Annotated in this window: 10 protein-coding genes and 2 pseudogenes; 7 read left to right on the forward strand and 5 right to left on the reverse strand. The window is 35.1% G+C overall.

From position 1 onward, the window contains the following. Positions 1–120: 120 nt before the first annotated feature. Positions 121–741: a transcriptional repressor LexA gene (gene lexA / locus BLV40_RS00310; protein WP_090686939.1), complete on the forward strand. Its 621-nt coding sequence runs from the start codon at positions 121–123 to the stop codon at positions 739–741. 271 nt (positions 742–1012) lie between these two features. Here lexA and BLV40_RS00315 read toward each other — a convergent pair whose 3' ends face one another. From BLV40_RS00315 to BLV40_RS00325, 3 genes are all read right to left on the reverse strand, one after another. After that, positions 1013–1435 carry a YfmQ family protein gene (locus tag BLV40_RS00315; RefSeq protein WP_026592649.1) on the reverse strand — a complete coding sequence of 141 codons (423 nt, stop codon included), beginning with the start codon at positions 1433–1435 and terminating at the stop codon, positions 1013–1015. Positions 1436–1838: 403 nt separating this feature from the next. Next, positions 1839–2924 (reverse strand): pyruvate kinase, encoded by a 1086-nt coding sequence (locus BLV40_RS00320; RefSeq protein WP_139265479.1) that lies wholly within the window; start codon positions 2922–2924, stop codon positions 1839–1841. Between the two features lie 360 nt (positions 2925–3284). Further along, positions 3285–4172: a DUF2935 domain-containing protein gene (locus BLV40_RS00325; protein ID WP_090686942.1), complete on the reverse strand. Its 888-nt coding sequence runs from the start codon at positions 4170–4172 to the stop codon at positions 3285–3287. Positions 4173–4552: 380 nt separating this feature from the next. Between BLV40_RS00325 and BLV40_RS00330 the strand changes: the two genes are divergently transcribed. From BLV40_RS00330 to BLV40_RS00355, 6 genes and pseudogenes are all read left to right on the forward strand, one after another. Continuing rightward, positions 4553–4732: a small acid-soluble spore protein H gene (locus BLV40_RS00330; RefSeq protein WP_026592646.1), complete on the forward strand. Its 180-nt coding sequence runs from the start codon at positions 4553–4555 to the stop codon at positions 4730–4732. A 584-nt stretch (positions 4733–5316) separates the two neighbouring features. Beyond that, entirely contained in the window at positions 5317–6279 is a 963-nt protein-coding gene (locus tag BLV40_RS00335; protein WP_090686944.1) for an AAA family ATPase, read from the forward strand. Continuing rightward, positions 6279–7493 (forward strand): DUF58 domain-containing protein, encoded by a 1215-nt coding sequence (locus tag BLV40_RS00340; protein WP_090686946.1) that lies wholly within the window; start codon positions 6279–6281, stop codon positions 7491–7493. Before BLV40_RS00335 ends, BLV40_RS00340 begins: the two co-directional genes overlap by 1 nt. Further along, positions 7490–9718 (forward strand): DUF4129 domain-containing transglutaminase family protein, encoded by a 2229-nt coding sequence (locus BLV40_RS00345; protein WP_090686947.1) that lies wholly within the window; start codon positions 7490–7492, stop codon positions 9716–9718. The genes BLV40_RS00340 and BLV40_RS00345 overlap by 4 nt, the downstream gene beginning before the upstream one ends. A 67-nt stretch (positions 9719–9785) precedes the next feature. Continuing rightward, positions 9786–10034, forward strand: coding sequence for a contact-dependent growth inhibition system immunity protein (locus BLV40_RS00350; protein ID WP_090686949.1), 249 nt, complete (start codon positions 9786–9788; stop codon positions 10032–10034). A 24-nt stretch (positions 10035–10058) separates the two neighbouring features. Continuing rightward, a pseudogene (locus tag BLV40_RS00355) lies at positions 10059–10274 on the forward strand (IS3 family transposase); the annotation flags it as partial. A gap of 266 nt (positions 10275–10540) precedes the next feature. On the opposite strand, the gene BLV40_RS00360 reads toward BLV40_RS00355, so the two are convergent. Together BLV40_RS00360 and BLV40_RS29715 are read right to left on the reverse strand one after the other, a co-directional pair. Next, positions 10541–12325, reverse strand: coding sequence for an exo-alpha-sialidase (locus BLV40_RS00360; RefSeq protein ID WP_244525321.1), 1785 nt, complete (start codon positions 12323–12325; stop codon positions 10541–10543). A 224-nt stretch (positions 12326–12549) separates the two neighbouring features. Continuing rightward, a pseudogene (locus BLV40_RS29715) lies at positions 12550–12708 on the reverse strand (IS4 family transposase); the annotation flags it as partial. Positions 12709–13153: the final 445 nt, after the last annotated feature.

Raw genomic sequence — 13153 nt, forward strand, 5'->3', positions numbered from 1 at the left:
CAATTTTTACTTTAGTGTATCACAAATCACTTTTTTGTTCGAACTTATGTTTGTAGAATGTTTTTTCCCATGTTATACTTATAAGTAAGAAAATTGAAAGAAAACGAGGTGTTAAAAAACATGGAAAAGTTAACAAAACGCCAGCAAGACATTCTCGACTTCATTAAGCTAAAAGTACAAGAAAAAGGTTATCCACCTTCCGTACGCGAAATTGGTCAAGCGGTTGGCCTTGCTTCTAGTTCTACGGTGCACGGACATTTATCACGTCTAGAAGAAAAAGGTTATATTCGACGTGATCCAACAAAACCGAGAGCTATTGAAATTTTAGGGGAAGTAAAAATCGAAACAGAAACACAATCAGTGGTTCAAGTCCCAATTGTCGGAAAAGTTACAGCTGGTTTACCAATTACAGCAGTTGAAAGTGTAGAAGAGCATTTCCCACTACCTGCAAGCGTTGTTGCTGGAGCAGATCAAGTGTTTATGTTACGAATTTCTGGAGATAGCATGATTGAAGCAGGTATCTTAGACGGAGATTTAGTTGTTGTTCGTCAGCAACATTCTGCATATAACGGAGAAATTGTCGTTGCTTTAACAGAAGATAACGAAGCAACTGTAAAACGTTTTTACAAAGAAAAAGATCACTTCCGTTTACAACCTGAAAACTCTTCTTTAAAACCCATCATTTTAGATAGAGTTTCTGTTATCGGAAAAGTAATCGGTGTATATCGTGATTTACATTAAAAATAGACCAGTTAGCCTGGTCTATTTTTAATTCGATTCAATTGTATCGTCTCCTGCAGATGTTTGTCCGCTAATTTTCACTCTACCATTTCCTAGTGTTACATTTCTTTAAACCAAATCAGTTAAATACTCACGTTTTTCCATGGCTATGAAAAAACGTAACAACGGGGATATCTACTCTAAGTCCTTCGCCCCCATATGCTATTTCAAGAATGTTACTTTTTAACATTTCATATGTAATAAAAAAAAGACCGTCTCTTTAACGATCTCTTTAAGCTAAATTTCCGGCTACTAACATTGAACAATTTTGAAGGCTTTTAGAACGTAGACTATACGCGACCACTTTCTTCTTATACTGCTTGACTACATCAACGTGATCGTCATACCTGTACACAGAAAACCTAACATCATTTTTTCCTTTTTTCGTATCAATAACCAATGGCGTTCCACTGCTGTGTGGAGGAAAATAATATTTTTCTAAAAATATCGCTTCGTTAAAATAATCAACAATTTGAATTTTTTCTTCCCCTTCTAAACGCTTTCCATCAATCGTTACGGTAACAGCCTCATTATTCAATTGCGGGTGCAGTTCAAATCTACCGATAATAGACTCTATAACAGAAGTGGGCATACTCGTCACTACTATTTTTAAAGCACCGAAAAGAATTAACATAACTATAAACCAAGTCGTCATATTTTATCCTCCTCATCATATTCTAAATTCACATTATTACATTAATAATATTACCATAGTGTAATTAGTTAATTTTTGTACATTGTGTGAAACTTAATATAGTGAAGCTTCCATCAGTGGTGGAGAGCTTTATCTCTCACTGATGGAAGGCCTTCACCAGTCCAGCTCTTTTACGAGCAGTTATCAATTCATTCCCCTATGAACCTTAAGCTGTAGTGCTTACTGCCCATGGATAGTGGGATAAAATTATGCAGAAATGTCAACAGTACTTCGTAATCTTACCACATCTTGAGAAAGCTAAGACTCAATAAATTCCTCAAAATAAAAGGATGCATTTTTCATATTTAATTATGAAAAGAAACATTTCCCTTTTTAAGCTGAGCGGTTAATGCAGTCTTATATACTAAAGAGATTTACGGAACAATTCTAGTACATCTTTCATAACAAAAGGACCATCTTTTTTTACATGCTCAGCAAATTCAGAAACGAGACGCAATGTTTTAACACTTTCAATTGGATGACCACCTGATGCACTTTCAGCAGAAAGCATAACCGCATTCGTTCCATCCAGTACAGCCTGGAATACATCAGTCACCTCAGCTCTTGTAGGAATAGAATGATCCACCATAGATTGAAGCATTTGCGTCGCTGTAATCACATATGTATTTGTTCGATTGCACTCATGAATCATCATTTTTTGCAAAAGCGGAATAAATTGATACGGTAATTCCACACCTAAATCCCCCCTTGCAATCATAATTCCATCCGCTTCTTTGCACATATCTTGAAAATTCTCGATTGCTTCTATCGTTTCTATTTTTGCAATTAAATTGGGGGAAGTTTCTTTATATTGATGTATAAAGTTTCGAATTTCCTTTATATGAGAAGGTTTTCTAACAAATGAACACGCAATAAAATCCACACCCTCACCTAGAAGAAACCGAATATCTTTTTGATCCTTCTCCGTAATAGCCGGCAAGCTAACGTTTGCTCCTGGTAAATTCACCCCTTTATGCGAAGCGATATCGCCACCTATTTTCACTTTCGTTTCTATTTTTTCCATACTAACCTTTTCAACAATTAATTCAACTTGTCCATCGTTAATAAGGATTCTATTTCCAACTTCCACATCATTAGCAATCCCAGAATAATCAACACTCGCCCCTTCTTTACTTCCAGTAACGGATTGAGTATATAAAATAAAAGGATCCTCCGCTTGAAGGGTAATTTGTTCCTCCTTGATTACACCCAATCTTATTTTAGGCCCTTGTAAATCACCTAGGATTTTTATGGAATCATCTAAAGACTTTACTAAATGAATTATTTCTTGATGACTTTCATGTGAACCGTGTGATAAATTTAACCGAACAATTTTCATACCCTGTTTTATTAACTGAGCTAATGTCTCTTTATTATTACTTGCTGGACCAATTGTACAAATTCGATCGATTGTCATATTTCCACCATCCTTTTTAGCTATGATTCCCATATAAAATGAAAAAATAATATTTCTCATACATGATTTAAAATTAAATACCTGTGCTAGCTTTTTTCTCCATCACCTATTGATTATTTCCCTTCACCAATTGGACTTTCACAGGCAGTTAATCTTCCTACCCAACTTTTTCCCTTGCTGACTTTTGAGATAAGAGTTTTACTGACCGCAAATAACGAGATAAATTTATGTAGAAAAATAAGTATACGAAAAAGGGTAGTAATTTCCTCTCATAGAAATCACTACCCTTTGCATGATGAAAAAGTGAGCTTTACAGTAAACGTGTCTGATAGATACATGTTCTAGCATGTAGTACTCTTGATGACAGAACACTCATTCCATCGATTGTTGCAATTATTTTTGTTTCAATCTTTCTTCTAGCACATGAATCATAAATAAGAAATGTTCAGCTTCCCTTGTAACATGATCAGCTAGTAACGGATTAATTACACTTTTAATTTGGCATGTCTGGATAAGCTCTAATCCAGCTTTTTTGAAGTTCCTCAACTCAACTGTTGCATTTTCACTATCTTTATTCATCTTTCCAATAATCGGATATATCGGTTGTTTTTGATACAACATTGATTCAACATCTCTCGCTTGACCGAGTAGGACTTCAAAATCATTACCAAATTTTAAAGCAGTATGAACTAAATTCCGCTCGGATTGATCAAGTAAAGAGGCAATAAAACGAGAGTGCTCCATCATAATTCTGAGCCAAAACACATTTTCACTTATTATCGCGTCCTGAATTGGATCCATTTTTCCTTCATTAAATTTCTGAAGGGTCCGTATAAAATATTCTGCTTCTCTCGCAACATGATCTACTAATAATGGAAAATTGAAACCACTTACCTTACAATTAATAATCAAAATTAAAAGGTTTCTTTTATAATTACGAAATGCATAAACTAGTTGAATACTTTCTTCATTTAATTGCCTAACTGCTTGAACAGTTTGAGGAATAGAGAATGCTTTTTGTAAATGTCGATCAAAAAGATGATAAAACTGCTCTACTTGTTGAATTAGATTTTTATCTTTCCGATTAAATCCTTCACTAAGAAAAAGCGCATGTTCCTTCATAATCTGTAACCAAAATTGATTTTCAGTTAAGGACCTTTCAATAAATAATTGTTCTGTTAATGATTCAGAAGGTGCAGCTTTCAATTCCGGCGGAAGTAACATAGCCCGCTGTGTATCCATAACAAAGTGACCAGGAATAGGTTGTTGCCCTTTAGTCATTCCCCCCTAATGCCCTTAAAAGCATCTTTACTATAATTGTGTATATTAATCGGTAATATTTACTATACCCCCAAAAATAACAACTTGAATTCCGAATATACTGTTTTCAAAAACAATATATAAAATGCGAAAGCTCATATTCTGCTAACATGTGAACTTTCCTTTATTCTATTTATTACCTGAAGCTGATTAGGTACAAACCCTGAAACAAAATCAGCTTTTCCTATCCTACTCACCACTTGTCCATAAAGATAGAATTTATAAACTTATATGCTTAAAAGTAAATTTCATACCTATTTGCTTATTATTGAGAATTAAGAATAATGAAGTAGTTTAAAGCAAATATTATTACTGTTATAAGTCAAAAGGAGGTCATTATAATGAACAAACAACGCGCACAAGAGATTGCAGCTTCACCGATTATGGCTAATGTAACCTATAATGGAGTTGCAATTTACATTCAAAATGTAGATGAAAATAATGAAACAGCTAGAATTTATCCCCTTAACGAGCCTCAAAATGAGCAAGAAATTCCTTTATCTAACTTAATAGAACATTAAACAAACAGTAATTTTCAATACAAACTCTACTCAAAGTGGTGTTTGTTAGGGACAGCTCATACAATTGCTTGTCCCTCCCTATTTTTATAAATTCAATTATCTCACCTTATCCTCGACACAAAATGGTAGCTCAACGTTATTTGCTGAGAAATATTTCACTAGTGCACCTCGCTTATTAATTTCCACACAACCGAAGAACCAAATTTCATTTATATACGACTAGATTCAAAACAATATAATTTAAAAACGTAGAGTAGGATTTCTTTAAATGACATAGAACTTATTATGTAATAACAAGAAATCAATTCCTCAACAGTACCAACCGTTTCAGGAAAAGTTTCTTCAATTGCTCCTTAGGTTGGCTTTTTTCTGCAACAAATACCTAAAAACAAATTTTGTTTTACACGAGTTATTTACATAGACCATACTTATCACAATAAAGTGAAACTTTAATCAGCGATGGTTTTCTTCATCCCCCACCTAACTTCTCTGTTTTCGCTGAATTTTGAGGTGGGATTTTACCGTCCACAAATAGTGGGATAATTTGAATGAACTAAAAAGAAAATGAAATTGGGAGGAGTACGATGACGCAACTCGATTCTTTACATCCAGTTGTAGAAAAGATAATCCATAATATTGAGAAAGCGATGGTCGGAAAGCGGAAGGAAATCACCCTTACCTTAGCGGCTCTCTTAGCTGAAGGTCATGTACTATTAGAAGATGTTCCAGGTGTTGGGAAAACAATGATGGTGCAAGCCCTTGCCAAATCCATCGATGCAGATTTCAAACGAATTCAATTCACTCCTGATTTACTGCCATCAGATGTAACAGGTGTTTCTATTTATAATCCGAAAGAATTTCAATTTAAATTTATGCCAGGACCTATTATGGGAAATATCGTGCTAGCTGATGAAATTAACCGTACATCACCGAAAACGCAATCAGCCTTGCTTGAAAGTATGGAGGAAGGCAATATAACAGTAGATGGGACAACAAGACCTTTACCGAAACCATTTTTTGTAATAGCTACCCAAAACCCAATTGAATATGAGGGAACATATCCTTTACCAGAAGCTCAGCTTGACCGTTTCTTACTAAAGCTAAAAATGGGCTATCCCACACCGGAAGAAGAGTTTGAGGTTTTAAATCGTACAGAAAAAACAAAGCCTATTTCTCATTTACAAGCCGTTATTACAATAGGAGAATTACTACAATTACAACAAAACATACGAGAAATATATACTTCCAAGGCCATTAAGCACTACATCGTAAAACTCGTTAACCAAACCCGCTCTTATAACTCCGTTCAATTAGGAGCTAGTCCGCGTGGTTCCATTGCTTTGATGAAAGCTTCACAGGCGTATGCGCTCATAAATGGCAGGGACCATGTCATTCCGGATGATGTTAAATTTTTAGCTCCATATGTTTTGTCCCATAGAATCATTTTAAAAATAGAGGCGAAATTTGAAGGGCTAACGCCAGAAAGCGTCATTACAAAAATTCTCGCCCGGACTCCAGTTCCGGCTCAAAAGGCAAAAAACTCCTGATGAAACAGCTATTACGAGCAGTTCATAATGTCGGAAAAATATCGTCGATTGTTTTATTCGTTGCTTTAACATTTATATACGCAATGTTACAAGGAGAATTCGTAAGTTGGTTTCTATTTTACAGCTTTATTCCATTCAGTCTTTATTCATTATTGTTGCCCTTTTGTGCCCTATGGAACACTGAGGTGAGACGTATAACAAATCAAAAGGAGTACACAGCTGGACAACAATTCGTAGGCACTATTACAATAAAACGAAAAATTCCCTTTCCCTTGCTGTATTTAATTATAGAAGAGGTGCTCCCCATGGAGTTTAAAAATCGCAAACAAACAAAAAGTGCAAAAGTGATATTATTTCCAGGATTCAAACGAAATATTTCATACCAATATGTAATCGACGCAATCCCTAGAGGAGAACACACCTTTTCGAATGTGCGTGTAAAAACTGGTGATGTATTCGGGATTATTGAAAAAGAGACAATCTTTTCAGTTCCCGATAATTTTTTAGTGTACCCTCAATATGTAGACATAGCTTATAGACAAGTGGAAAACTATTTCGAACAAGGTGCACTCTCCTCAAATGTGAATGTAGCAAGAGATACAACAGTCTCAGCTGGTGTCAGAGGTTATAAACCCGGTGACCGTTTTTCATGGATCGATTGGAAGGCAACTGCTCGAAAAAATAATATTATGACGAAAGAGTTTGAACAACAGCGAAGTCATGATGTCGTGATTGTTATGGACAGAACGCCCTCTCCCCTGTTCGAATTGGTCGTTACGTTTACAGCTTCTCTCATGAGATCTATCTTAAAACAAGATTCACAAGTATCATTCATATCCACCGGAAAAGAACAAACCGTACTCCCTTTACATCATAGAGAGACACAATTACAGCAAATTTTCTGTCATTTAGCAAGAGTACAAGCAGACAGTATGCTCCCGCTCTCTCAAACTATAGAAATGGAGTTAAAGAAAATCTATCAACCAGTAACATTCGTACTTGTAACAAGTAATCTTTCTCCCGATATCCAAAAAATTGCTGAAAGTATATCATTGAAAAACAGTAAGCTGATGGTATTTGTCGTCAAGGAAAAAGCACATCAACTCTCAAATCGGGAACTAAACGTACTCGAAACACTGCGAAAACAAAAAATATTTGTGAAAGCGGTTTATGAGAATCATTATGCAAATGTATTTTTTGAGGTGAACCAATGATCACATTACCTTCAACTAATAAACGAGATATTAGCAGTTTCCTAATGCATATATTCGGTTTTCTCATTTTATTAGAATGTTTACAGCCGCTTATAGAGGTTACAGATATGGTAAGACTGAACCTCTTTAAAGGATTTGTAGGAATTTGCTTCGCTCTCTCTTTTTTTCAAGTACGATTCCAAATTTCTGTAAAGGTTGTAATCATCTTATTTATGATTCATTCGGTAGATTATAAAGGAGCTTTTATTAATCCTGCCTGGTTGATGGAATTTTCGGCTGATTTTTTTCATAATATCACTCTACTCTTTCAAGCAAACTGGCAGGGGCTTTCCAAAGCTTTTCAGACCTTCTTATTTTTTCTATTTCTCTGGTTTTTGTGCTTCCTTATCCTCTATTGGATTATTCGTCAAAAACGCGGGCTCTTATTTCTTACATTAACCATTATTTATATCACGATTTTTGATATATTCGGCTTATACGACATGAATAACGCGATCATTCGTACAATTATAATCGGCTTTTTCATGCTCAGTCTCCTCCATGCTGAACGCATAAAAACATCCGAGAACTTGCAAAAGCAGAACAAATTTACATCGAAATTGCTCGTACCGACTGCTGTATCTATTATACTTGCGATCACCTTTGGATATTTTTCTCCAAAACCTGCCCCTCAATGGCCTAATATCGATACTTTTTTTAAATTCGATTCACCTTCAACGAATAAAGAAGCAGGAATCAGCAAAGTCGGTTACGGTATAGATGACTCTCAATTAGGCGGTCCTTTTAAATTGGACGACACAATTGTTTTCACGGCGCAAATGCAAAACAGCCAATATTGGAGAGTGGAAACAAAAGACTTTTATACCGGTAAAGGTTGGGAAATTTCTGAAAGCCCTAAAAAAATTTCTTTTAAGAATAAAAACAACGTAGTGACTTGGTATGAGCGGAATACAAAAACAGAAGCTGCCGAAGCGATTATCATTATGCAAAAAGACTCCCCTCACCTTATTTATCCCACAGGGTTAATAGCGGTTGAGGCTGCTTCTGATGTATCATTCAGCGCAGATCTTTTTTCGGAAAAAATTGATATAGTAAAAGAAAGATCTTCCACCACCTTAAATAAATATAAGGTGGCTTATGAGACTCCTCATTTTTCCATCGAAAACTTAAAAGCTGTAAAAGCGGCTGAGGATTTAGAGGCAAGCCCTTATTTTATAGCAAAGTATACACAACTACCCAACTCGTTACCAAAGAGGGTAAAAGACTTGGCAATACATCTTACAAAAGATAAAAGCAATCGCTATGATCAAGTATTGGCTATCGAAAGCTATTTCACAGATCATTCCTTTGTATATGAAACAGAACAGGTTAAGATTCCAAGAACAGATCAAGATTATGTAGATCAGTTTATATTTGATACAAAAAGCGGATACTGTAATAACTTTTCAACATCTATGATCGTTTTACTTCGCTCTATCGGAATTCCTGCACGCTGGGTAAAGGGATATACAGGAGGCACTCTTGAAAACAAATTAACTCATTCAGGGTATGAGAATATGTACACAATCACTAATAACAACGCACACTCTTGGGTGGAGGTATACTTTCCAGGATACGGATGGGTCCCATTCGAACCAACAAAGGGCTTTAGCAACCCTTATAACTTTACACAAGACACTTCAGCTTCCACTTCATCAAATAGCGTAACCACGATACCAAGCAACGAACAGGTTCCACAGCGAAACCAAGAAGCCAAACAAAAAAATTTAATAGAAGATACAGAAATCCCATCTAACGAAAAAATTATTAAATCAAAAAAAGAATTTTCATGGTGGTACTTGTTCCTTTGTATCATATCAATGAGCATAATTGGCTATACCCTTTTTACTACTAGAATAAAGTGGTTCGTATTTTTTATCATTTTCTTCTATAAATACCGAAAGGGAGATGCTGTTTATTCAAAAGCGTACAGCGCACTTTTAAAACAATTGGCAAGAACCGGTATTCCCCGTAATGAAAGTCAAACATTGAGAGAATACGCAATCCTTGTAGATACTCTTTACAATTCGACTGACATGCAAAAGCTCACTCTTAGTTATGAAAATGTTATTTACCGAAACCATCATGCCACATCAGAATGGAACAAATCCGTACAATTATGGGAGAAACTCATGAAAAAAGCATCCACTCCGCCCAAATCTAATGAGTTTGATACGTTTATTTAAAGGCGTATGGTGATTTCTATCATTAGAATGAAACCTGTTTTCCCAAAACATATGGAGGCATCGAATAATGGATGTTAAACAGTCATTGTTAAAAGAAATATATAATATAGAGGATTCTTTTCAAGTCAATTCAAAATTTGATAAATGGCATAAAAAGCTTTTAAATAAAACAATTCAAGAATTTACATTAGATGATGTTTACACAATGTTAAGACAAAATATTTTATTAAAATTAGCTATAGAACAAGCTTATATCTTTATAAAAGAGGATCGATTAGCTGGAGTTATGTATGATGGTCAGTTACTAGAAGTATGATCAGAGTTATCGCCAGAAGCAATTAATAATAAAAGAAATTGTTTAGACAATGCTTGCATAGAAAATTTCTTTGGACACCTCAAATCAGAATGTTTGTACTTACACAACTTCCAGACAAAAGAAGAAGTAATGAAAGCCGTACAAGAGTACATTTATTTTTATAACACAGAACGATTTCAAGAAAAACTAAATTACCTGAGTCCGATAGAATATCGAACTCAGGTGATAAAAAGTGCATAACCATATAGGTCTTTTCTCTAATGTCTACTTGACAGGGGTATATTCACGTAGTATCAAGGCCTCTCACTCTTAGTATAGAGACATATATTGATCGCGTTCCCATTGGTGAACTTGCGTGCGGAACATGATTCCCATTTAAAAACATTTCCACATGATTCGATAAATCTCATCATATCAACGTTTTCGCAATTTAGCTTTTTAAAATATACCAAACCTTTTTAAATAAAGCGGGGCAAAGGTGGGGCGTATCCCCTCAAATTTCAAACTTATCTTACGTAATCACAACCACAATTATGGTCCTTCTTTTTTGGAACTGTTATGTTAAAGAAGACATTAGGATTATCCCGTTGAATAGCGCCTTGAATAATCACGTCGCGATTATCACCCCAAGAGTGAAGTAAGCAGTTTCCGGGACCAGTAATAATTTGATTGTAATCCCCCATATAACAATCGGCAGTATCAGGGCTTGGATGTGTAACCGGAACTGGAGAAAATGCAGTACTTACCATTTTCTCTTTACTTAATCCATCACAAAGAGAAAAGCTTTTCAAAAATACCGCAAATGTCCCATCACCTATACCGGCAAGAGTGCCTCCCCGGTCATTAAAACGATTATACTGAATATGGGCTCCATTTTTATTAGCTGCAACGGATGGGAAAAACGTAAAAGTGCTATTACTTGGAGTAATATCTACTATATTCCAAGTATTTCCTTTGTCTGTACTATAAGCTAAAAAGATATCGATAAAGGTCGTACCTCCAATGACTCTGCCAGCGTTCCATACGACATATAAAGTGCCATCTGGTCCAATCGCTGCCTGAGGGAATTCATTCATACGAATCCTTCTGACGTTATCAACACCGATAGATGGGCGGTCACAAAGTGCTGTATCAGTTGCAGCCGCAGCAAATGGGTTTGAAACTGCCACGCGAATCGGGAAAGTATTCCCACCGTCAACTGATTTAACCATACGAATGGTCCTGTTAGGCGTATTTAAATAATTCTGAGGCCGTATCATATCTGCAGGGTTAGGGTCTGTTATTTCTTCGTAAAAGACATAGATACCACCGAGATTATCTACAAGCACAAAAGACCCACTAACAAAAGTATTTGCTGCCGGAGGAATAATAACTTGGTCTGTAATGATAGGTGCTAAGTTGACTCCTGTTGTATATTTTGAAAAAAGGATGCTAGGTGTAGGCGTCGTAAAATCAGTCCACGTAATATACAGTGCTTCATTACCTGGATTATTCGCATCAGGTCCTACTGTAATCCACTCTTTATCTTGCAAAAATGTGTTGGGATTATCCATAGCAGGAGGATTTTGTCCCCGCCCAACGATTTGAGGTCGATTCATTGTTATTGCTCCGTTAGGATTAATAGTTCCTGTTGAAACGCTGATTACATCTTGTCGGCGACCGGGTATATTTTCTGTCCCAATTTGACCATAATAGAAAACACCATTTCTATCTACAGTTATCACAGGATCACCAGCATTGATCCCTCCTGGATTTACTGGTATAAAACCACCATCAGTCCAAGTATTACCTAAATCGTTAGAGAAAGCGAACCCTGAAAAGCTTGGAGGACTATTATTACTATCATTAAATCCATAAAGTATAAAATTTTTAAAATGAGCAAGGCTTGTCTCACTTTGGGTTATTCGTGGGAAATTTGTTACATCATTTGCGGAGTTATTAACCTGTCTCTCTAAGCTTATATAATTACAACAGGAATCATTATGTTTTTTCTCATCTTTAGTGTAATCAGAACAACAGTCATCCTGTTCCCTATAATGCTTTTTCCTAGCTTCCTTGCGCTCAGAACAATTATCGACATTAATATTAATAGTGGGATTTCCTACATTTGATATAGTATCTGTATCATTTTGTGTCTGTGCCTGGTTTTGTTCTTGGCGCTGAAGTTGAGCTTGAAGTTGTTTTTGTTGTTGTTTTTGTTGTTGGAGTTGAAATTGAAGGTCTTCTAATTCTACTTTTATATTTTTTATATATTTCTTTTTATATATCTCGTACTCGTCATCGCAATACATAGTTTTCCACCTCTTAAAGTTATTTATCGGCTCTGAAATCAAGTTTGAATTTACTCTGGTTGGGTATCAAACATTTTGATATAAAAACCAATATACAATAAAATATGAAAGTCAAAAAAAAAGGACAAGGCTATTAGCCATTGTCCTTAGCACATTTTCAATAGGAATTAATGACACCTGATATCTCTAGCATCCTAATGAAACATAATATCAATTATCTATTAAATTCGCTCAAAGCAAGTAAACAGAGAATGAGAAATCTTAGATAATCCTCCGATTTCAGTTTGTATAAGTGTAGTAAATACGTTTCGAAAGAAGGCTATATAAACTAAGCTAAACCATTGTTTAAATCCCTCAAGACTTAATGAAATTCCTTTTAATTTTAGAAACAAAAAATTCTCACTAAAATTTCGGATGAAGAATTGTATATAGAACTAAGTCAGAATGCTCTAGCAAATGAGTATGGATATAGTAAGGAATATATATGAAAACATTCCTGAACTGTGGAATATAATATCTAAACGGTATAAGCATTTTAAAGATAATTAAAAGGTCGCTTGTAGTGAAAGGACCTTTTCTGAAATACGAGGGACTACTATTGCATTACACAATAATGATAAGTATCCATCTATTAATAAAATATCAGGAAAATTAAATAGAGGTTGGATTTTTAACAGTGATGAAATAAGGTTATTTTATAAAAAAAGTGTTAAAAGAATTAGAGTATAAAGAAATAAAATAGTTCTTACCAGTTACGATGTATAAAAATGACGTATTTACGGAAAGTTTATGAGTTAATAAAAAGGGGCTGGCAATATTATACTTCAA

The organism is Bacillus sp. 166amftsu, from assembly GCF_900107445.1.
Lineage (GTDB): Bacteria > Bacillota > Bacilli > Bacillales > Bacillaceae_G > Bacillus_A > Bacillus_A arachidis.